This window comes from Amorphus coralli DSM 19760, assembly GCF_000374525.1.
GTDB lineage: Bacteria > Pseudomonadota > Alphaproteobacteria > Rhizobiales > Amorphaceae > Amorphus > Amorphus coralli.
Genome location: NZ_KB894575.1, coordinates 108027 through 127722 on the forward strand (window position 1 = coordinate 108027; position 19696 = coordinate 127722).

Annotated in this window: 19 protein-coding genes; 12 read left to right on the forward strand and 7 right to left on the reverse strand. The window is 68.0% G+C overall.

The annotated features are described in order from the left end of the window. Positions 1 to 243: 243 nt before the first annotated feature. The gene (locus tag C507_RS21670) at positions 244 to 2037 is read right to left on the reverse strand and encodes a c-type cytochrome (protein ID WP_083923601.1); all 1794 of its coding nucleotides are present in this window, start codon (positions 2035 to 2037) and stop codon (positions 244 to 246) included. Between the two features lie 326 nt (positions 2038 to 2363). Between C507_RS21670 and C507_RS0115660 the strand changes: the two genes are divergently transcribed. From C507_RS0115660 to C507_RS0115685, 6 genes are all read left to right on the forward strand, one after another. Next, on the forward strand, positions 2364 to 2726 hold the full coding sequence (locus C507_RS0115660) for a hypothetical protein (RefSeq protein WP_018700661.1): 363 nt from the start codon (positions 2364 to 2366) through the stop codon (positions 2724 to 2726). A gap of 108 nt (positions 2727 to 2834) precedes the next feature. After that, positions 2835 to 3998 (forward strand): PQQ-dependent sugar dehydrogenase, encoded by a 1164-nt coding sequence (locus tag C507_RS0115665; protein ID WP_018700662.1) that lies wholly within the window; start codon positions 2835 to 2837, stop codon positions 3996 to 3998. 106 nt (positions 3999 to 4104) lie between these two features. After that, complete coding sequence (gene ilvD / locus C507_RS0115670; RefSeq protein ID WP_018700663.1) at positions 4105 to 5805, forward strand: dihydroxy-acid dehydratase; 1701 nt, start codon at positions 4105 to 4107, stop codon at positions 5803 to 5805. Positions 5806 to 5884: 79 nt separating this feature from the next. Next, positions 5885 to 6124 carry a type II toxin-antitoxin system RelE family toxin gene (locus C507_RS0115675; protein WP_018700664.1) on the forward strand — a complete coding sequence of 80 codons (240 nt, stop codon included), beginning with the start codon at positions 5885 to 5887 and terminating at the stop codon, positions 6122 to 6124. A gap of 12 nt (positions 6125 to 6136) precedes the next feature. After that, the gene (locus C507_RS0115680) at positions 6137 to 6520 is read left to right on the forward strand and encodes a helix-turn-helix domain-containing protein (protein WP_018700665.1); all 384 of its coding nucleotides are present in this window, start codon (positions 6137 to 6139) and stop codon (positions 6518 to 6520) included. A 14-nt stretch (positions 6521 to 6534) separates the two neighbouring features. Next, the gene (locus tag C507_RS0115685; protein ID WP_018700666.1) at positions 6535 to 7275 is read left to right on the forward strand and encodes an SDR family NAD(P)-dependent oxidoreductase; all 741 of its coding nucleotides are present in this window, start codon (positions 6535 to 6537) and stop codon (positions 7273 to 7275) included. An 89-nt stretch (positions 7276 to 7364) separates the two neighbouring features. On the opposite strand, the gene C507_RS0115690 is transcribed toward C507_RS0115685, so the two are convergent. Together C507_RS0115690 and C507_RS0115695 are read right to left on the reverse strand one after the other, a co-directional pair. Beyond that, positions 7365 to 7586, reverse strand: coding sequence for a helix-turn-helix domain-containing protein (locus C507_RS0115690; RefSeq protein WP_018700667.1), 222 nt, complete (start codon positions 7584 to 7586; stop codon positions 7365 to 7367). Between the two features lie 2 nt (positions 7587 to 7588). Further along, positions 7589 to 8137: a DUF2975 domain-containing protein gene (locus C507_RS0115695; RefSeq protein ID WP_018700668.1), complete on the reverse strand. Its 549-nt coding sequence runs from the start codon at positions 8135 to 8137 to the stop codon at positions 7589 to 7591. A 74-nt stretch (positions 8138 to 8211) separates the two neighbouring features. On the opposite strand from C507_RS0115695, the gene C507_RS0115700 reads away from it, so the two are divergent. Then, positions 8212 to 8805: a hypothetical protein gene (locus C507_RS0115700; protein ID WP_018700669.1), complete on the forward strand. Its 594-nt coding sequence runs from the start codon at positions 8212 to 8214 to the stop codon at positions 8803 to 8805. Between the two features lie 85 nt (positions 8806 to 8890). Beyond that, positions 8891 to 10033: a D-alanyl-D-alanine-carboxypeptidase/endopeptidase AmpH gene (gene ampH, locus C507_RS0115705; protein ID WP_018700670.1), complete on the forward strand. Its 1143-nt coding sequence runs from the start codon at positions 8891 to 8893 to the stop codon at positions 10031 to 10033. A gap of 114 nt (positions 10034 to 10147) precedes the next feature. Here ampH and C507_RS0115710 read toward each other — a convergent pair whose 3' ends face one another. From C507_RS0115710 to C507_RS0115725, 4 genes are all read right to left on the reverse strand, one after another. Beyond that, entirely contained in the window at positions 10148 to 10738 is a 591-nt protein-coding gene (locus C507_RS0115710) for an invasion associated locus B family protein (protein ID WP_018700671.1), read from the reverse strand. Positions 10739 to 11079: 341 nt separating this feature from the next. Next, entirely contained in the window at positions 11080 to 11955 is an 876-nt protein-coding gene (locus C507_RS0115715) for a 4-hydroxyphenyl-beta-ketoacyl-CoA hydrolase (RefSeq protein WP_018700672.1), read from the reverse strand. Then, complete coding sequence (locus C507_RS0115720; RefSeq protein ID WP_018700673.1) at positions 11952 to 12431, reverse strand: MarR family winged helix-turn-helix transcriptional regulator; 480 nt, start codon at positions 12429 to 12431, stop codon at positions 11952 to 11954. Before C507_RS0115720 ends, C507_RS0115715 begins: the two co-directional genes overlap by 4 nt. Then, positions 12431 to 13240 carry a crotonase/enoyl-CoA hydratase family protein gene (locus C507_RS0115725; RefSeq protein WP_018700674.1) on the reverse strand — a complete coding sequence of 270 codons (810 nt, stop codon included), beginning with the start codon at positions 13238 to 13240 and terminating at the stop codon, positions 12431 to 12433. Before C507_RS0115725 ends, C507_RS0115720 begins: the two co-directional genes overlap by 1 nt. A 162-nt stretch (positions 13241 to 13402) precedes the next feature. Between C507_RS0115725 and C507_RS0115730 the strand changes: the two genes are divergently transcribed. From C507_RS0115730 to fghA, 4 genes are all read left to right on the forward strand, one after another. Continuing rightward, positions 13403 to 15262, forward strand: a complete 1860-nt coding sequence (locus C507_RS0115730; RefSeq protein ID WP_018700675.1) for a feruloyl-CoA synthase — start codon at positions 13403 to 13405, stop codon at positions 15260 to 15262. Between the two features lie 250 nt (positions 15263 to 15512). Beyond that, positions 15513 to 17222 (forward strand): acyl-CoA dehydrogenase family protein, encoded by a 1710-nt coding sequence (locus tag C507_RS0115735; protein WP_018700676.1) that lies wholly within the window; start codon positions 15513 to 15515, stop codon positions 17220 to 17222. Between the two features lie 74 nt (positions 17223 to 17296). After that, on the forward strand, positions 17297 to 18409 hold the full coding sequence (locus tag C507_RS0115740) for an S-(hydroxymethyl)glutathione dehydrogenase/class III alcohol dehydrogenase (protein WP_018700677.1): 1113 nt from the start codon (positions 17297 to 17299) through the stop codon (positions 18407 to 18409). 431 nt (positions 18410 to 18840) lie between these two features. Continuing rightward, entirely contained in the window at positions 18841 to 19686 is an 846-nt protein-coding gene (gene fghA / locus C507_RS0115745) for an S-formylglutathione hydrolase (protein WP_018700678.1), read from the forward strand. The last annotated feature ends 10 nt before the right edge of the window (positions 19687 to 19696 follow it).

Sequence of the window (19696 nt, forward strand, 5' to 3'; positions counted from 1 at the left end):
CGCGCTGATCCGGCAATGCCAGGAAAAGTGGGGACCGGTTTTCCGTCCGGCTTTGCGATCTGGAAGGCCCGTTCACGCACCCCAACAGTTCACGTCGTCCGCTGCTATGCGAGGAGGGACGGCATACATGGCCCGGAAGACACGAAAACGCCCCGCGTCGCAGCCGACGCGGGGCGCTTGATGCCAGTCTAGGGCGCGGCGTCCTGCAAGTACAGGTTGGCCCGCAGCCCCTCCGCCCCCGGCCTATTTGGCGTCGGAGGCGCCGGCCTTCACCTGGTCCTGGATCAGCTTGCCGAGATAGGCGCCGGGCTGCTCCTTGGCGGCGCTGGCCGCCTGGTTGACCTGGTTGGCCACGTCCTGCGGCAGCGGTACCTGGATCAGGATGGTGCGGCCGGAAGTGTCCTGGCCAAGCCCGATCCGGGCATCGACTTCCTGGACGAAGTCGTTGATGCGGGCGTGCTTCTCGGCAACCGTCAGGTCGTTGTCCGCCGCCACGACCGGGCAGTAGACCGCCACCAGCTCGTCAACGATGTCGGCGTCCTGGGCGCCCGGGTTGGAGGCCTTCACCAGCCGCAGCACCTCGCCGATCCGGTTCGCCATCTCCGAGTTGGTGACGCTGGCGAAGCTCTGGACGATGTCCTTGGCCGGCAGCGGGATGACGTCCTGCGAGCCGGAATCGGAGACCGCCGGACAGCCGAAGCCGCGCGCCGCTTCCGAGGCCGGACCGGCCGGCGTCACCTGCTCGCGCAGGCTCTTGACCATGTTGGCCGTGGCGTTGGCCGAGGCCTCGTTGCCCCAGCTGGTGCGCACGAAGTTGGCCACGTCGGCGATCTCCTGGTCGGAGAACTGGCCGCCGAAGGCCGGCATCTGGCCGTAGGAGCCCTGGCCCGGGAGGCCGCCGAGCACCGCGGTGATGATGTTCTCCGGACCGCCGGCCGTCACGGCGCCGTTGCCGGCGAGCGGTGGAATCGCACCCTGGATGCCGAGGCCGGTAGACTGGTGGCACTGGGCGCAGTTGTTCAGATAGATCTCCGACCCCGCCCTGGCTGTCGTGTCGGGCAGCTTCTTCTCGTCACCGCCCTCGGCCGCGGACTGCTTCAGGTAGACCGCAATGGCGGTGATGTCGTCCTCTGTCAGCTTGGACAGCGAATGGGTCACCACATCGGCCATCGGGCCGAACACGGTGCCCTTCTTCTTGTCGGCGCCGGTGTGCAGATAGTCGACGATCTCGTCCACCGACCAGCCGCCCACGCCATCCTGCAGCGAGCCGGAGATGTCCGGCGCGTAATAGGGCTGGCCCATCAGCTTGCCGCCGCCGAGCATGTCGGAGGGGCGCATGGCGCCGGCCAGGTTGCGCGGAGTGTGGCATTCGGCGCAGTGGCCGGGCCCTTCCACGAGATAGGCGCCGCGGTTGACCTGGTCGGACTTGTTCGGGTCCGGCACGAAGGTGCCCGGCGTGAAATACATCAGGTCCCACGCCGCCAGGCCCTCGCGGACGTTGAACGGGAAGGACATCGTGCTCGGCTTGCGCGGCGCGTTCACCGGCTCAAGCGACTGAAGGTAGGCGAAGATCGCCGAGACATCGTCCTTCGTGATCTTGGTGAAGGAGGTGTAGGGCATCGCCGGGTAGAGATATTCGCCGTCCTTGCCGATGCCGTTGTGCAGGGCCTTGTAGAACTCTTCCTCGGTCCAGTCGCCGATGCCGGTCGCCTTGTCCGGGGTGATGTTCGGCGAAGAGATGCCGCCGAATGGCGTGTCCAGGATCAGCCCGCCGGAAAAAGCCTCGGCGCCCGGACCGGTGTGACAGGGCATGCAGTCGGCCGCCGTCACCAGATACTTGCCCTTGGCGACGAGGTCGGCGGCGGCGCTGCCGCCGGATGCGGGTGCCGCCGGTGTCGCGGTCGCGGCCGGCTTGTCCGTCGCCGCGTTCGTGCCGGAGGACTGCGCCTCGGCCGCCGTCGTGGCCAGAAGCCCCGCGAGCGCCGTTGCCGCGATCACGCGCATGGACCGTCCCGCCGCTTCCGTCTTTCGAATCATTCCAAGCCCCTCGTCTCCCGCGCTTCGCTGGCGAAGCCGGCTCCGTCACTGCCTCCCGGCCTCTCGCCGGGCAGTCGACATCGTCCCCATCGGCGATGATGGGCGATCGTGAACTGGATTTAAATCATTAAAGTTCTACGGGAACACGACAAAGCTGCGCTCCGGGTCGCTAACCGGCGCTTAATCTGTAAGGCGCCGCCGCCACCGGGTGGCCCAAATTGACACAAAGTTGCCTGCGCATGGTCCCTCCGCGCCCCCACCATCGTCCCATTGCGCCGCCACGTTTGGGACCATCGGTTTCGAGCCGCAGACAACGGAGACACCCGATGGATCGCCTCGCGAACGTCACGCACAGGACGCAACGGCTCTTCAGCCTGTCCGGGCGCGTTCAGACCCTCGTTATCGCGTCCGCCCTGGTGGTCGGCGTCTGCCTGCTCGCGACCGCCGGCATTGCCGAGGCTGCGCCCGCGGAGGCGGCCCATGCCGCGATCGCGGCCAAGTCGGCAGCGGCGGCGTCCGGCGCGATCCCGCATCCCGAAGCGGCTCCCGATCCGATGCTTCAGCGCATCGTGGCCGGCGGCGTGACCACGCTTCTGTTCGGCACGATGATATCCGTCGTCGTCGTTTCGTGGCGCTCCTTCCGCGAAAGCATCGAGCGCGACCAGAAGGCTCGCAAGGACCGGGCCTGACCGGTTCGCTGGCGCCGGACCCCGGCGCGACCTTGACCTGTCGTCCCGTTTCCGGCTCTGCGTTAGAGTGGGGCCTGCGACGAGACTGAACGGACGACGGAGACGGATATGAACCGCGCCACGCGCACGGCCGCCGGGTTCGCAAGCGCGGCGGCCCTGATGCTCGGGCTGAAGGCCGGCATCGACTGGCTTCCGACCGGTCCGGGGTCCGCGCTGGCGGCCGACGAGACCTTTCACATCGAGCCGGTTGCCGCGGGCCTTCTCCAACCCTGGGGCATGGACTTCCTGCCCGACGGCACCTTTCTGGTCACCGAGCGGCCCGGCCGCCTCAGCCTCGTCGACACCCGCAACGGCACCGTGACGCCGGTAGACGGTCTGCCCGAGGTCTACGCGGAGGGCCAGGGCGGTCTCCTCGACGTCACCGTCGATCCCGACTTCGCCACCACGGGCCGCATCTTCTTTACCTTCGCCGAGCCGGGCGAGAGCAATACCGCCGGCACCACGGCCGCCTGCGCGCGGCTCGTGCTCGACGATGGCCCTCCGCGTCTGGAGGGCCTGAAGATCGTCTTCCGCCAGGAGCCCAAGGTGGAGGGCAGCGAGAATTTCGGCTCGCGCATCATCGTCGCCGACGACGGCACCTTGTTCGTCACCCTCGGCGAGCGAAGCCAGCCCGGCCTTGCCCAGGACGCCACCAACCATATCGGCGCGGTGGTGCGGGTGGCGCAGGACGGCGGCGTGCCCGCCGACAATCCGTTCGTGAACGATCCCGATGCCCGCCCGGAGATCTGGTCCTACGGCCACGCCAACGTCCAGGGGGCCGACATCGACCCGTCCAGCGGCGAACTCTGGACGGTCGAGGAAGCGCCGAGCGCCGACGAGGTGAACCGCACGGTCCGCGGCGGCAATTTCGGCTGGCCGCGCGAGACCTACAGCATTCCGCCCAGCGGCGAGGTCGAGCCCGCCGACCCGGACGCACCGCGCTTCCGCGAACCGGTTCATCGCTGGGATCCGGAGATCGCCCCGTCCGGCCTGGTCTTCTACGACGGCGACCTGTTTCCCGCCTGGCAGGGCGACCTGTTCCTCGGCGCCCCCGCGGCAGAGGCCCTCATCCGCCTGGTCATGAACGACGGCAAGGTGGTCGGAGAGGAACGCCTGATCCAGGGCGAACTCGGTCACATCCGCGATGTGGCCGTGGGGCCGGACGGTGCGCTCTACCTCCTCACCGACGAGCCGGCTGGCGGCGTCTTCCGCCTCGTGCCGCGGACGGGCTGACCGCCGGGACCGCCACCCGCGACATCCGTGCAGGATGCAGGCTCGCCAGCCTCTCCGGAATCGCTCTATGGTGCCCGCCGTTTTCCACGCCCCGGGAGAGAGAGCCATGAAGCGGTTGCGGTCGGACGTCACCAAGAAGGGTCTCGACAGGACCCCGCACCGGGCCTTCATGCGCGCAATGGGTCTCGACGACGAGGCCATCGCGAAGCCGATGGTCGGCATCGTCTCCATGAAGGGCGAGCAGACGCCCTGCAACATGACCCATGCCTTCCAGGTCGAGGCCGCCGGCGCCGGCGTGGAAGAGGCCGGCGGCACGCCGCGCGAGTTCTCCACCATCACCGTTTCCGACGGTGTCGGCATGAACCACGAGGGCATGAAGTTCTCCCTCGTCTCCCGCGAGATCATCGCCGATTCCATCGAGGCCGTGGTCCAGGGCCACGCCTATGACGCGCTGATCGGTTTCGGTGGCTGCGACAAGACCTTGCCCGGCGTCATGATGGGCATCGTCCGCTGCAACGTGCCGGGCATCTTCATCTTCGGCGGCGCCGCCCTGCCCGGTCGCTTCGACGGCAAGGACGTCTCCGTGCTCGACGCCTATGAGGCCGTCGGTGCGGTGCAGACCGGCCACATGAGCGAGGCCGACCTCGCCCGGCTCGAGCGGGCCTGCAAGCCCACCATCGGCGCCTGCGCCGGCCAGTTCACCGCCAACACCATGGCCATGGTGTCGGAGGCTCTCGGCCTCTCCTTCCCCAACGTCTCCATGGTGCCGGGCGTCTACTCCGAGCGCGCCCAGCTCGCCCGCCAGGCCGGCCGTCTCGTCATGGAGATGCTGGAACGCGGCGGGCCGCTGCCGCGCGAGATCCTGTCCCGCGCCTCGCTGGAAAACGGCGCGGCCATCGTGGCGGCCACCGGCGGCTCCACCAACGCCGCCCTGCACCTTCCGGCCATCGCCAACGAGGCCGGCATCCCCTTCACCGCCGACGACGTGCAGCGCGTTTTCGAGCGCACCCCGCTGATCGGCGACCTCCGCCCGGGCGGCCGCTTCCACGCCAAGGACGTCTATGAGATCGGCGGCACCGCGGTGATCATCCGGGCGCTCATCGAGAGCGGCCACATGGACGGCTCGACGCTGACCGTCACCGGCCAGACGCTGGCCGAAACCTACGGCGCGGCTTCGGCGCCCGACGGCACCGTGATCCGTTCGCCCGCCACCCCGATCAGCCCGGACGGCGGCGTCGTCATCCTGAAGGGCTCGCTGGCGCCGGACGGCGCCTTCCTCAAGGTCGCCGGCATGAAGACCCTGGTCTTCGAGGGCAAGGCCCGTGTCTTCGAGAGCGAGGACGCGTGCGCCCGCGCTGTCGCCGCCCGCGAATATGGCGAGGGCGACGTGCTCGTCATCCGCAACGAGGGCCCGGTCGGCGGTCCCGGCATGCGCGAGATGCTCGGTGTCACCGCCCTCATCTACGGCCAGGAAATGGGCGAGAAGGTCGCGCTGATCACCGACGGCCGCTTTTCCGGTGCCACCCGCGGCATGTGCATCGGCTACGTCGCGCCCGAGGCTGCGATTGGCGGCCCGCTGGCGCTGGTGGAGGATGGCGACACCATCCGCATCGACGCCAAGGCGGTGCGCCTCGACCTCCTGATCGACGATGCGGAGATGGAACGCCGGCGCGCCGCCTGGACCCCGCGCACGCCCAACCACCGCGCCGGCGCGCTCGGCAAGTACGCCAGGCTCGTCGGCCAGGCCAACCACGGCGCCGTCACCCACGAAGGCCCCGCCTCCTGGCCCGACCTGACGGCGGAGTGAGGGGGGGGGCGGCCATCCCCTAGCGCTGGAGCAGCAATAGTCTGCATTGCATTTCTATCGCGAATTGCGATATTAGGACATGAAGACGGTTCGCTACACGGCGACAGCCATCAAGACCTTGAGAACGCACTGGTCTGAGGCGGCACGCATCCGTGCAAAGATCGCGCGCTACGCTGAAACCGGCGCGGGTGACGTGAAGGCGCTTGTTGGAAGCAGCTATCTTCGCCTTCGCATCGGCGACTACCGGGCAATTCTGTCGGAAGGCGAGGCTGAGATCCTGGTTATCAGGATAGGCCATCGCGGCGACGTCTATGATTAGGGCAACAGGGTCATGACAGATTACCCCACCATCATCACGCCAGGAGGTGAGGAACTCGTCCTTGTACCGCGGGCTGACTTCGACGCCCTGATCGCACGTCGCGACGAGGATGCAGGAGACATCGGCCTCGCCGACGCCATCGTCGCCGGTGTCCGGAACGGAGACATTGCGACCCTCTCTGACGCCGAGGCGGATCTATTGCTCGAAGCGCCCACCGCCTTGTCCGGCTGGCGCAAGATCCGTGGCTTGACGCAGGTATCACTCTCATCCGAAGCCGGCATCAGCCAGAATTATCTGTCAGAACTGGAACGTGGGAAACGAGGTGGCACCACCGACGTCCTCGCCAGGCTCGCTCGCGTTCTCCGGGTGCGGATCGACGACCTGATCGACGAGTAGGAGAGCCGTCTTCCATGCTCCCGAAACGCGCCCTGATTACCGCCTCCGCCAACGGCATCGGCGCGGCCACTGCCCGGGCGCTCGCCGCCGAGGGCTACGAGGTCGTCGTCTCCGACATCGACGAGGCGGCCGGCGAAGCAGTCGCCAAGGAAATCGGCGGCCGGTTCGTGCGCTGCGACCTCGCCCAGGCGGATCAGATCGAGGCGCTCGTCGCCGCGGCTGGTCCGGTCTCGGTGCTGGTCAACAACGGCGGCGTTTCCGGCCCCACCGCCCCGGTGCCCGACATCACGCCCGACGAGTGGAACGCCACCTTCGCGGTCAACGTTACCGCCATGTTCCTGGCCTGCCGGCTGGTCGTGCCGCAGATGACGGCGGACGGCGGCGGCACCATCGTCAATCTCTCCTCTGCCGCCGGCAAGATCGGCTATCCGAACCGCTCGCCCTACGCGGCGTCGAAGTGGGCGGTGCTCGGCTTCACCGCCTCACTCGCCCGCGAGGTCGCCACCGCCGGCATCCGGGTCAACGCGATCATGCCCGCCTCCGTCCGCGGCCCCCGCATCCAGTCGGTGATCGCCGCCTATGCGGACCGGAACGCCCTGCCGCTGGCTGAGGCCGAGGCCCACTATCTCGCGCGACAGGCCACCAAGGCCTTCGTCGAGCCGGAGGAGGTGGCGCGCACCATCGTCTTCCTGGCGTCCGGTGCGGCGCGCTCTATCAACGGCGCCTTCCTCCCCATCGACGGCGGGTTTGACTAGAGCAATCCCAGGAAAAGTGGGAACCGGATTTCCGTCCGGAAAGGCGAGAAGACGGGGCCTCGGCGACGTGCCACCACCCTCAACCCTTCTCAGCCATCCTCCGCCTCGTCCGGCCGGTACTCCAGGATGTCGCCCGGCTGGCAGTCGAGCGCCGCGCAGATCCGCTCCAGCGTCTCGAAGCGCACGCCCTTCACCTTGCCGGACTTCAGCAGCGAGACGTTCTGCTCGGTGATGCCGACGCGGTCGGCAAGCTCCCGCGAGCGCATCTTGCGGCGCACCAGCATCACGTCGAGATTGACGACGATGGCCATCCTCAGACGAACGCCGCGTTCTCGGCGCTGAGGCGTGCCGCCTCGCCCATCACGGTCGCCGCCGCGTAGAGCACTGCCCCCACCAACAGCGCGAAATAGTCGGTGGACGACAGGCCGATGGTGAGGAAGCGCTCGCCCGCCGGATTGCCGGCCGACAGGACCAGCGACAGGACCGCCGTGACAAGCGGGGACAGCGGCGCCTGCAGCACGATGGCGACGGCAAAGCGGCGCAAGTCGCCGGCCGCCCCCTCGGTGAGAATCTGGCCGCGCGCAAAGCCGGCAAAGAGCCGCCTCACCGCCATCAGCCCCCACAACATCACGGCCAGCGGCACGGCAAGGATGCCGGCGGCGGCGATCCGCAGCCCCAGCCCGACCTCCAGGCCCGTGCCGGCGGCCCCGAAGCGCCCGGCCAATGCGTCGGCCAGGAGATCCGGCACCAGGACGATGGCGAACGGGACCGCCGCCACGAGGGCGATGCCTGCCACGGTGAAGCGTTCGAAGGTGCGTGACAGGCGCTGCAGCCGGGCGAGGGACGCAGGGGCATTGGCCATGAAAGGATCTCCATTGACGTGATCATTTTTTATCGTAAAACAATAAAAAAAGATCGTCAAACAGGAATAACCCAATGACCCAACCTGGCTTCCGGACCGTCTTTCGCAGCATCCAGGCCGCTATGGCGGCCGCCGTTCTGGCCGGCCTTGCCGCCGCCTGTTCGCATGTTCCGACGACCTCTCTCCCGGCGCTGGCGCGGGTGGACTGGATGGCCACGGATCCCGACGCGCTGCTTGCCGCCCTCGTACTGCCGGAGGGCGTGCGGCCTGGCGAGGCACGGCTGCACCTCGTGCTGGCCCTGGACAGCGGCGAGATCCGCGAAGAGGTGCTGAGACTGGAGCCGGTGGGAGGCGGCGAGCCCGAACTGCCTGGCCGGCCGGACGGCACCACCGCCACCGTCTATGGGCTTCCGCCGCAGGAGGCCCGCCGGCTCGACACCTTCCGCGACGCCTTCGCCGAAGCGCGCGGCACGCAGAAGGGGGCGCTCACCATTTCCGTCGGCGCCTCGGCCTGCCGCGAGCCGGGCGTCGCGACAGAGACGCCGGTGGCGGTCTCCACCTATCTCTCGACCACGGAGACCGGCCGTTTCGTGCCGCTGGTGCGCAACGCCGGCCTTGCGAGCCTCGGCGGAGCGCAAAGCCCGCCGGCTTTACCGCCCTGCGGCTGAGCGAGCGGCAGGGTTCCCGCGTGCCATGCGATATCGACCTCCCTGTGCTATGACCGGATACCTGCAAGGGGAAGGGGAGCATTCCATGAAAACCATGTTGCGTATTGCGTTGGCACTCACGCTGTCGGTGACCGCAGGCGCCACCGCACGGGCCCAGGACGAGGATCCGTTCCTGGTGAATGTCGTGGAAAGCACCGGCGGATTCATGCATCTGCGTTACGGGGTGCCGGCGCTCGTGTTCGGCGTGGTGCGCGATGGCGAGATCGTGGTGCGCGGCTTCGGCGAGCGTCGCGACGGCAGCGGCGAAGCACCCAACGGCGACACGCTTCTGCGCATCGGATCGATCACGAAGACCTTCACCGGGGCGACCCTCGCCGGCCTCGTGGCCGACGGCACCGTCTCCTTCACGGACAAGCTGCAGGACTCGCTTGACTGGGGCATCGAGTTTCCGAGCCGCGATGGCCGCGCCATCCGGCTGATCGACCTCGCCACCCACACGAGCGGCCTGCCGCGCGAAGCCTCGGCTCCGCCCGGCCCGGCCGACGATCCGTTCTCCAACGTGACCCGGGAAGCGATGATCGCGGACCTTGAGGGAGATCCGCTCGGCTTCACGCCCGGCACAGGCGCCACCTACTCCAATTTCGGCTTCAACCTGCTCGCCCTGGCGCTGGAAGAGCGCAGCGGCACCCCCTACCGGGAGCTTCTGCAGGAGCGGGTGCTCGGCCCGATCGGTCTGACCTCAACCACCTACGAGCTCCCCGACGATCTCGACAACGTCATGCAGGGCCACGACTTCTTCGGTCAGCCGATGGCCGACGCGCCGACCTCCGGCCTCATCGAGGGCACGGGCGGTCTGTTCTCCACCCCGAACGACATCCTGCGCTGGGCCGCGTGGCACCTCGACCAGGCCTCGGACGTCGAGGCGGAACTGCGGCTTCTCGACCAGGCGGCCTACATTCCGCGCGACACGCTGGACGTGGTCTACGGCTTCGACGAGTCCGGCCACATGGACGCGCTCGGCCTTGGCTGGATCGTGATGCACCGTACGGCCGACCGGCCGACCATCCTTCAGAAGGCCGGTGGCCGCCAGGGCAACTTCTCCTATGTCGCCTTCGCGCCGGGCGCCGGGGTTGCAGCCTTCGTCACCATCAACAGCTTCAACCTCGATGCCGCCGGCGCCATGGCGGAGACCGTCAACGACCTTATCGGTCAACTCGCCCAGCCATAACCGGCACGAGGCGGTTCGGCGTCCTCCGGACCGCCGCAGGCGACGCCCGGAGACCAGGGCCTTTCCCTCGCGTCTCCGGACGGCGAACCGGTTCCCACTTCGCCTGGAGACGCTTTAGCGGACCTTGTTGTAGACCTCGGTGAAGCCGCTCAGCGACATCGGCACGGTCAGCTGCTGATTGTTCAAGCTTTCCAGGATGATGTTCAGCTTCAGGCCCTTGAACATCGCGTCCAGCGTGGCGTTGGAGATCGGGGTACGGACATAGCAGCCCTGCTGGTCGCAGGTGCGGAATTCCAGCTTCTCGGCGTTGCGGCCGTCGATGTCGACCCGCACGCCGGCCGGGAGAAAGAGCTGCAGCGGGGCGCGAATGGTGAGTACCGGCTGGCGCGACTCGCCCGGCACGGCGATGGTCACCAGAAGCAGCAGCTGCCCCGTTTCCGTCACCACCGCGCGCTGCTCGATCTGGCAGTTGAGCGGCGCGTCACGGTGCGGCGCGATGCAGCGTGCCGACCAGGGCGCGTCCGGCTCGCCGCCGGGCGCGGCGGCAGCGTCCGCCGGCGGTTGGGTCTGGTCCTGGGCCTCGACCGGCCCCGCCGGTGCGATCACCGCCAGCACGAACGCCAGTCCGGCGGCCGCGAGCCAGCCGCAAAGCCTTTTCACGCGCCGTCCACCCGGCTCCCAAGTCCCGTCGATCGTCATCGCCATGCCGGATCCCCCTGATTTGCGACAACCCGCCGCCACACATACGCCTGACCCGGATCTCCCGAGCCGGTTTCGATCCTGCTCTAGAGCATTTTCTGCGGTCGGCAAAATTGGGATCGCACGGGTCCACAATGGGTCGACGTCGACAGGGCCGCGTTCCGCACCGGGCAAAAATTCGCCCGCCCGGGCGCAAGGGGGATAGGTCCGGGCGGGCGTGGCGGGAGGAGGAGCATCCCGCCAGGTCGGCCCTGCGATGCCGGTGAGGGATGGCACCAAGAGCCGAAAGGAGACCCAATCACAACCTTAACGTGATTCTGATCCGCCTCCAAGCCTTTCGACGCCGATCAGAGACCGAGAAGCCGGCGGGCGTTCTCTTTGAGGATCAGCGGACGGACCTCGTCCTTCATCTCGATCTGCTCGAAATCGGCCAGCCACCGGTCCGGCGTGATGGCCGGCCAGTCGGAGCCGAACAGCATCTTCTTCTTCAGAAGCGAATTGGCGTACTTCACCAGGATCGGCGGGAAATATTTCGGCGACCAGCCCGACAGGTCGATGTAGACGTTCGGCTTGTGGGTCGCGACCGACAGCGCCTCCTCCTGCCAGGGGAAGGACGGGTGCGCCAGGATGATCGGCATGTCCGGGAAGTCGGCCGCCACGTCGTCCAGGTAGATCGGGTTGGAGTATTTGAGGCGCATGCCCATGCCGCCACGCATGCCGGCGCCAACCCCCGTCTGCCCGGTGTGGAAGAGCGTGATCGCCCCCTCCTCCGCGATCGCCTCGTAGAGCACGTAGGCCGAGCGGTCGTTGGGGTAGAAGCCCTGCAGCGTCGGATGGAACTTGAAACCGCGCACGCCGAACTCGCGCACCAGCCGCCTGGCCTCGCGAGCGCCGGCCTTGCCCTTGGCCGGGTCGATGGAGGCGAACGGGATCATGATGTCGGCATTTTCCGCGGCGATCTGCGCCACTTCCTCGTTGGCGTAGCGCCGGAAGCCGGTCTCGCGCTCGGCATCAACGGGAAAGATCACGCAGCCGATGCGGCGCTCGCGGAAATAGGCGGCGGTGTCATGGACGGTGGGCAACATGCCGTCCTTGCCGGCCGGATTGCGGAAATAGGTCGCCATCGCGGCCTGGAACTCGTCGTAGCCGTCGTCCCGCGGCCCGCAGCAGGGCTCTTCCGCGTGGGTGTGAATGTCGATGGCGATCAGATCGTCGACGTTCATCGGTCCTCGCTTTCAGCCAGCCCGAGATATTTCTGCAGGAGCCGGACGAGCTGGTCGCGCTCCGCCACGCTCATGCCTTCCGGCACCACCTTCTCGAACTCGCTGAAGAGCGGCCGGCGCGCATCGAGGAAGGCGTGACCCTTCCGGGTGAGCGTCAGCTCCACCACCCGGCGATCCTCGTCGGGAATGCGACGGGACACGAGACCCTTGTCTTCGAAGGCGCGCACCAGCTTGGTGATATGGGCGCGCTTGATGATGAGCTTCTGGGCGAGCACGCCCTGCCGGATACCGGGATTCTCGGCGATCACCGAAAGCACCGAATACTCGCCGGGGCGCATGTCATGCTCGCCCAGCATCTCGAAGAAGCGCTCGTAGATCTTGAGCTGCGCCAGGCGCACCAGAAAGCCGAGCGCATGGTGCATCTCGCCGAGGCGGACCTCGTCGACGCTCGACGGGCGCTCGAGCGTGGCGTCCATCACCCGTTCCCCTTCGGCACGTCGAGCCGCTTGGCCCGCTTCTCCAGGAAGGCGCGCAGTCGCTCCTCGGCCTCCGGGCTGGTGGCGGTAAAGGCGGAGATGAAGGATTCCACGAACAGCCCGTCCTCCTTCGCCATGTCCTGGATGCGTGGCAGCGCGTGGATCACGGCGTAGTTGGAGAGGCTGGCGTTGCCGGCCGCGGCGGTGGCGAGCTCGATCGCCTTGTCGAGCGCCTTGCCGCTCTCCACGACGTAGCTCGCAACGTTCCAGCGCTCCGCGGTCTCCGCGGAGATCACCCGGCCGGTGAGCATCATGTCGGCCATTCGGGCGGCCCCCATCAGCCGGGCGATGCGCACCGATCCGCCACCGCCCACGAAGATGCCGCGCTGGCCTTCCGGCAGCGCAAAAAAGGCGCCCTCGTCGGCGACGCGGATATGGGTCGAAGCGGCCAGTTCCAGGCCGCCGCCCACCACAGCGCCGTGCAGGGCGGAGATCCACGGAATGACGCCGTGCTCGATCTGGGCGAACACCTGGTGCCATCGGCGCGAGCCCTTCACGCCTTCGATGGGCGACTTCTGGACATGTTCGGCGAGATCGAGGCCGGCGCAGAAATGATTACCATGGCCAAAGATGACGCCGGCCTTCGCCTCCGACTGGGCGCGTTCGACAACGCTCGAAATCGCCTCGATGAAGCGGTCGCTGATGGCGTTGCGCTTGTCCGGCCGATTGAGGCCGATGAGCGCAACTTCACCTCTGAGTTCGTAAGACACGAACTCCACGTCCACGCCCTTGTCCGCACGATCCTGCATCAAGCCGTCGCCTCCCTGCGGCTTCACGCACGCGGTCTTCCGGCCAGATCGACCTGCACGTGAATTGTCTACAAAAAATTTGTTTCCTAGTAGACAATCTGTGTGGATCGAGTCAAGGATCTCCGAAAGGCATCGGCCGGAAGAAGCATCGGGAGGGAGACAATGGCGGAGCCCGGCCTGCGGGACGTCAAGCTGTGGTCACCGACGATCGAATGGACCGAGCGCGACGATGGCACGATCCTCGTCTGGCGCGCCGATCCCTTGCAGCCTCACCCCGATACGATCACCGACCGCCTGCTCCACTGGGCCGGCACGGATCCGGACCGCACCTGGATGGCCGAGCGCGAGGATGGCAGCGACTGGCGCCGCGTCTCCTATGGCGAGGCACTGCGGTCGGTCCGCGCCATCGGCCAGTTCTGCCTCGAGCGCGACCTGTCCGTTGAGCGACCCGTCCTGATCCTTTCGGAAAACGGCATCGCCCACGCCCTGATGGCACTTGGCGCCCAGCACGTGGGCATCGCCTCCGCTGCCATTTCCAGCGCCTACTCGCTTGTCTCCGACGATCATTCCAAGCTGCGTGACATCGTCGACCGCATGACGCCGGGCCTGATCTTCGCCGCCGATGGCGCCCGCTTCGCCCGGGCCATCGACGCGGTGGTGCCGGACGACGTGCCCGTCGTCGTGGAACGCAATCCCGTACCCGGCCGACCCTGCATCGGCTTTGACGCCGTCGTCGCGACCGAGGCGACTGAGGCCGTCGACCGAGCGCACACCGCCGTCACCCCCGATACCGTGGCGAAGTTCCTGTTCACCTCCGGCACCACCGGCTCGCCCAAGGCGGTCATCCAGACCCACCGGATGCTCACCTCCAACCAGGAGATGGTCGCCGACTGCTACGCCTACATGCGCGATGAACCGCCGGTGGTGGTGGACTGGGCGCCCTGGAACCACACGGCCGCCGGCAACAAGGTCTTCAACCTCGTCCTCTACAACGGCGGCACCTACTATATCGACGGCGGCAAGCCGACGCCGAAGCTCATCGGCGAGACCATCCGCAATCTCCGCGAGATCGCGCCCACCTGGTACTTCAACGTGCCGGCCGGTTACGAGATGCTGGTCGAGGCGATGCAGCGCGACAACGCGCTGAGACAGACCTTCTTCTCCCGTTTGAAGCTGATGATGTACGCCGGCGCCGGCATGGCCCAGCACACCTGGGACCGGCTGAATGAACTCGCCGTGGAGACCATCGGCCACCGGGTGCTGCTCGCCACCGGCCTCGGCTCCACCGAGACCGGGCCATTCGCCCTGAAGTGCACCGAGGAACAGGAGCGCGCCGGCAATGTCGGCATTCCGGCGCAGGGCGTGACCCTCAAGCTGGTGCCCGACCAGGACAAGCTGGAGGCCCGCCTCAAGGGGCCCAACATCACGCCGGGCTACTGGCGCGATCCGAAGCAGACGGCGGCGGCCTTCGACGAGGAGGGCTTCTACAGGCTCGGCGACGCGCTGCGCTTCGCCGTGCCCGGCCATCCGGAAAAGGGCTTCTTCTTCGACGGCCGGCTGGCGGAGAACTTCAAGCTGGAGACGGGGACGTGGGTCGCCGTCGGCGCGCTCAGGGCGACGCTCGTCAACGATCTCGACGGGCTCGCCCGCGACGCCGTGATCGCCGGCGAGAACCGGCACGAGCTGGGCGCGCTGCTCCTGCCCTTCATGCCGAAACTGCGAACCCTGGTGCCGAACGAGGCGGACCTCTGCGATGCCGAGATCCTTGCCCATCCGGCCGTCCGCGCCCGCCTTGCCGACCTGCTTGCCGCCCACGCCGAGAAGGCCACCGGCTCGGCGACGCGGGTGAAGCGGGTGATCCTGCTGCAGGACGAACCGTCGCTCGACCGCGGCGAGATCACCGACAAGGGCTCCATCAACCAGCGCGCCATGCTCCGCCATCGCGCCGACCTGGCCGAGGCGCTCTATGCCGACGATGACCCGCGGGTCGTTCGCGCCGCCCGCAGGGAGCCCCCGGCGTGAGGATCGATCAGACGGCTGCCATCGTCATCGGCGTCGGGACGGATATCCCGGAGGCCACTGCGCGGGCTCTCGTCGCGCTGCGCAAAATCGCGCAGAAGCGCGCAAGAGTGCGCAGAACCCGGTGCGCGGCAGGGTGGCGGCCGCGCGCATACTCCGCCCCGCGGGACCACGGCCTCGGCAAGACGTCGCGCGCGGCATCCACCGCCTCGACGGCGCGAGCCGCCTGTCCCGAAACAAGCCGGCTAACGACATGAGCGTCTTCTCCGACCCCCGCGACCATCCCGCCCGCGTCACCGGCCTGCTTGCCGCCACGCCCGGCTGGAGCCGGCTTGCAGAGATCACGGCCGTTCCCGACCGCGACACGGTGGCCGCCCTCGTCTCCGAAGCCGCCAAGATCGCCGAAGCCGTCGTTGCGCCGCTGAACCCGATTGCCGACCGGACGGGCTGCCGCATCGAGGCAGGCCGCGTCGTCACGCCCGCCGGCTACCGCGAAGCCTACCGGGCCATCGGCGAAGCCGGGATGCTCGGCCTGGAGATCGGCGAGGACCATGGCGGCCAGGGCCTGCCCATTGCCCTGCAGGCCGCCTGCGGGCCCTTCTTCGAGGGTGCGAACCCGGCCTTCATGATGCTGGCCGGCGCCAGCCGCGCCGCGTCGCATCTGCTTGCTGCCGTTGCCGACGATGAGACGGCAAAGGACTGGATCCCGCGCCTCGTCTCCGGCGAATGGGGCGCCACCATCTGCATCTCCGAACCCGACGCCGGCTCCGACGTCGGCCGCATTCGCACCCGCGCTGTAAAGGGCAACGATGGCAGCTGGCGCGTCAGCGGCCAGAAGATCTGGATCTCCTTCGGCGATCACGACGTGACCGAGCGGATCGGTCATTGCCTGCTGGCCCGCACCGGCGACGGCGTCGGCACCCGCGGCCTCAGCCTGTTCCTGGTGCCGGACACGCTGGAGGGCGGCGCCCGCAACGGCGTGATCGTCTCGCGCATCGAGGAGAAGCTCGGTCTGCACGGCTCGCCCACCTGCGCGCTCAGCTTCGAGGAGGCCAGGGCCATGCTGCTCGGCCAGGAGGGTCGCGGCCTGCCGCAGCTCTTCGCCATGATCGAGCAGATGCGCCTCTTGACCGCCTGCCAGGGGCTGGGGGTCGCCGTCCGCGCCACAGACACCGCTTTTGCCTACGCAAAAGACCGGCGTCAGGGCGGCGCGCCCGACGAAAGGCCTGTTGCCATCATCGAACATGCCGATGTGCGCCAGCAGCTCCTCGCGATGGAGGCGCGCACCGAGATCCTGCGCGCTGCGATCCTGGAACTCGGCGTCGCCATGGATCTTGCGCGCCGCGAGGCCGACGAGGCCGCCGCAGCCGACCATGCCGCCTTCGTCGCCTGGGCCCTGCCGATGGCCAAGACCTTCGGCGCCGAGGCCGGATTCGATACCGCCAGCGGCGCGATCCAGGTGCTCGGTGGCGCCGGCTACACCACCGAATGGCGGGTGGAACAGGCCCTGCGCGACACCCGCGTTCTGGCAATCTACGAGGGAACCTCGGGCATCCAGGCGCTCGATTTCCTGGCCCGTCGTCTGTGGCGGGAGAAGGGCCGCGGCCTGATCGTCTTTCTCGCGCGCGCGGCGGCCGAAATCGAGGCGTGCCGCCCGGTCGATGACGAGGCAGCCCGCGCGGCGGAGGCAATCGTTTCCCGGTTCGAGCGCCTGTCGTCGGAGATGCTGGCGCTGGAGGACACACCCCGCGCCGGCGAGGCTGGCGCCATGGGCTATCTCAAGGCCGGCTGGTGCGCGCTGTCCGCCTGGATGGCGACCCGGCTCATCGTTGCGGGCAGCGCCGACCCCGCTCTGACTGCCCTGCCGGCCATTGCCCGGTTTCGCCTCCACGGCCTCGCCGGAGAGATGGAAGCCGCCGCGAACGAGGCGCGGCTGCCGCTTTCCCGTCTCGACGAAGCCTGACCCTTCCGTGTTAAGGATGGCGCGAGGGGCGACCCGGCCGTCGCCCAACCGAGTTCGTTTTCGAGGAGACGCACGTGCAGACCAAAGCAGCCATCGCCTGGAAGGCCGGAGAGCCGCTCGCGATCGAGACCGTGGACCTGGACGGCCCGAAGGCGGGCGAGGTGCTGGTCGAGATCATGGCCACCGGCGTCTGTCATACCGACGCCTACACCCTGTCGGGTGCTGACTCGGAAGGCCTGTTTCCATCCATCCTGGGCCACGAGGGCGCCGGCATCGTGCGAGAAGTGGGCGAAGGCGTGACCAGCGTGAAGCCGGGCGACCACGTGATCCCGCTCTACACGCCCGAGTGCCGCGAGTGCAAAACCTGCCTGTCGCAGCGCTCCAATCTCTGCACCTCGATCCGCTCCACCCAGGGCCAGGGCCTGATGCCCGATGGCACCAGCCGCTTCTCCATGGGCGGCAAGGATCTGTTCCACTACATGGGCTGCTCCACCTTCTCCAACTTCACGGTGATGCCGGAGATCGCGGTGGCGAAGGTCCGCGAGGACGCCCCCTTCGACAAGATCTGCTACATCGGCTGCGGCGTGACCACCGGCATCGGCGCGGTCATCTACACCGCCAAGGTCTGGCCCGGCGCCAACGTCGTGGTGTTCGGCCTCGGCGGCATCGGCCTCAACGTGATCCAGGGCGCCCGCATGGTGGGCGCCGACAAGATCGTCGGCGTCGATATCAACCCGGCCAAGCGCGCCATGGCCGAGAAGTTCGGCATGACCGACTTCATCAATCCGGACGAGGTGGGTCGCGACAAGGTGGTGCAGGCCATCGTCGACGTGACCGACGGCGGCGCGGATTTCTCCTTCGACGCCACCGGCAACACCAACGTGATGCGCCAGGCGCTGGAGTGCTGCCACCGCGGCTGGGGCGAATCGATCGTCATCGGCGTCGCGGAAGCCGGCAAGGAAATTGCCACCCGGCCGTTCCAGCTGGTCACCGGGCGCGTCTGGAAAGGCACCGCCTTCGGCGGCGCGCGCGGCCGCACCGACGTGCCGAAGATCGTCGACTGGTACATGGAGGGGAAGATCAACATCGACGATCTGATCACCCACACCATGCCGCTGGACGAGATCAACACCGCCTTCGATCTGATGCACGAGGGCAAGTCGATTCGCTCGGTGATTCAGTACTGAGCAAATCCCAGGAAAAGTGGGAACCGGTTTTCCGTCCGGGATTTGCGCAGGAGGATAGTTCGCGCTCACGCGCGTTCGCTTCGCACACCGCTCCGCGGGGCGCGGGTTGTTTGCGCTCACGCCGAACTCGCTTGCGCTCGCCGCTCCGCGAGGGCGGCCTGGGTTTTTCTAGGCGCAAAGCCGAAAGGCGGACCGGTCCCCACTTCGCTCGGGCTTTGCTCGGCCGACGCGCGGTCGCGGGCTGGTGGGTGCGATCCGTTGAGGCCGTAGTTGGGTCAGTGGACACCCGCCCCAGACACCGCTCATCCCGACCAAATCGGGATGAGGGGGCTCCAGACCGAAGCCTAGCTGCTCACGACGAGCACGTTTACGCGCCTCACTCGAGGGCACACCCGCAGCGCGAAATCGAGTGAGCGAAAAAGGATGACGCGATGACCATCGAGACCGTATCGAGCGCCCGCTCCTTCGGCGGCACCCAGCTCGTCTGCAAGCACGCGTCCGCCGAGACCGGCACGGAGATGCGCTTTTCCGTCTACCTGCCGCCCGCCGCCGAGGTTGGCCCGGTGCCGGTGGTCTGGTTCCTGTCGGGCCTGACCTGCACGGAGGAAAACTTCACCACCAAGGCCGGCGCCCAGCGGATGGCTGCGAAGCACGGCCTGGCGATCGTCGCGCCGGACACCAGCCCGCGCGGCGAGGGCGTGCCGGACGACCCCGAGGGGGCCTACGATTTCGGCCTCGGCGCCGGCTTCTATGTCGACGCCACCGTCGAGCCGTTCGCGGCGAACTACCGGATGGCGAGCTACATCGAGAGCGAATTGCCGAAGGCGGTTGGAGAGGCGCTGCCCGTCGATCTCTCGCGCCAGGGCATCATGGGCCATTCCATGGGCGGCCACGGCGCGCTCACCATCGCGCTGCGCAACCCGGACGGGTTCAGGGCGGTGTCGGCCTTCGCACCCATCGTCTCGCCGATCAACTGCCCCTGGGGGCAGAAGGCGCTGCCGGGCTATCTCGGCGACGACCGGCAGGCGTGGCGGCGCTACGACGCCTGCGCGCTGATTGCCGACGGGCACCGGGTCGATGACATCCTCGTCGACCAGGGGCTCGCCGACGGGTTCCTGGAGAGCCAGCTCAAGCCGGAGCTTCTGGAGGCGGCCTGCGAGACCGCCGGCATCCCGCTGACGCTCAGGCGCCAGGAGGGCTACGACCACTCCTACTATTTCATCGCCAGCTTCATCGAGGATCACCTCGACTGGCATGCCGAGCGGCTGAAGCGGTAAAGCGGCGTCG

Excerpts from the sequence above, each read along its gene's own strand:
- C507_RS21670 (WP_083923601.1), bottom strand. The coding sequence starts at position 2,037 with ATGATTCGAAAGACGGAAGCGGCGGGACGGTCCATGCGCGTGATCGCG.
- C507_RS0115660 (WP_018700661.1), top strand. The coding sequence starts at position 2,364 with ATGGATCGCCTCGCGAACGTCACGCACAGGACGCAACGGCTCTTCAGC.
- C507_RS0115665 (WP_018700662.1), top strand. The coding sequence starts at position 2,835 with ATGAACCGCGCCACGCGCACGGCCGCCGGGTTCGCAAGCGCGGCGGCC.
- ilvD (WP_018700663.1), top strand. The coding sequence starts at position 4,105 with ATGAAGCGGTTGCGGTCGGACGTCACCAAGAAGGGTCTCGACAGGACC.
- C507_RS0115675 (WP_018700664.1), top strand. The coding sequence starts at position 5,885 with ATGAAGACGGTTCGCTACACGGCGACAGCCATCAAGACCTTGAGAACG.
- C507_RS0115680 (WP_018700665.1), top strand. The coding sequence starts at position 6,137 with ATGACAGATTACCCCACCATCATCACGCCAGGAGGTGAGGAACTCGTC.
- C507_RS0115685 (WP_018700666.1), top strand. The coding sequence starts at position 6,535 with ATGCTCCCGAAACGCGCCCTGATTACCGCCTCCGCCAACGGCATCGGC.
- C507_RS0115690 (WP_018700667.1), bottom strand. The coding sequence starts at position 7,586 with ATGGCCATCGTCGTCAATCTCGACGTGATGCTGGTGCGCCGCAAGATG.
- C507_RS0115695 (WP_018700668.1), bottom strand. The coding sequence starts at position 8,137 with ATGGCCAATGCCCCTGCGTCCCTCGCCCGGCTGCAGCGCCTGTCACGC.
- C507_RS0115700 (WP_018700669.1), top strand. The coding sequence starts at position 8,212 with ATGACCCAACCTGGCTTCCGGACCGTCTTTCGCAGCATCCAGGCCGCT.
- ampH (WP_018700670.1), top strand. The coding sequence starts at position 8,891 with ATGAAAACCATGTTGCGTATTGCGTTGGCACTCACGCTGTCGGTGACC.
- C507_RS0115710 (WP_018700671.1), bottom strand. The coding sequence starts at position 10,738 with ATGGCGATGACGATCGACGGGACTTGGGAGCCGGGTGGACGGCGCGTG.
- C507_RS0115715 (WP_018700672.1), bottom strand. The coding sequence starts at position 11,955 with ATGAACGTCGACGATCTGATCGCCATCGACATTCACACCCACGCGGAA.
- C507_RS0115720 (WP_018700673.1), bottom strand. The coding sequence starts at position 12,431 with ATGGACGCCACGCTCGAGCGCCCGTCGAGCGTCGACGAGGTCCGCCTC.
- C507_RS0115725 (WP_018700674.1), bottom strand. The coding sequence starts at position 13,240 with ATGCAGGATCGTGCGGACAAGGGCGTGGACGTGGAGTTCGTGTCTTAC.
- C507_RS0115730 (WP_018700675.1), top strand. The coding sequence starts at position 13,403 with ATGGCGGAGCCCGGCCTGCGGGACGTCAAGCTGTGGTCACCGACGATC.
- C507_RS0115735 (WP_018700676.1), top strand. The coding sequence starts at position 15,513 with ATGAGCGTCTTCTCCGACCCCCGCGACCATCCCGCCCGCGTCACCGGC.
- fghA (WP_018700678.1), top strand. The coding sequence starts at position 18,841 with ATGACCATCGAGACCGTATCGAGCGCCCGCTCCTTCGGCGGCACCCAG.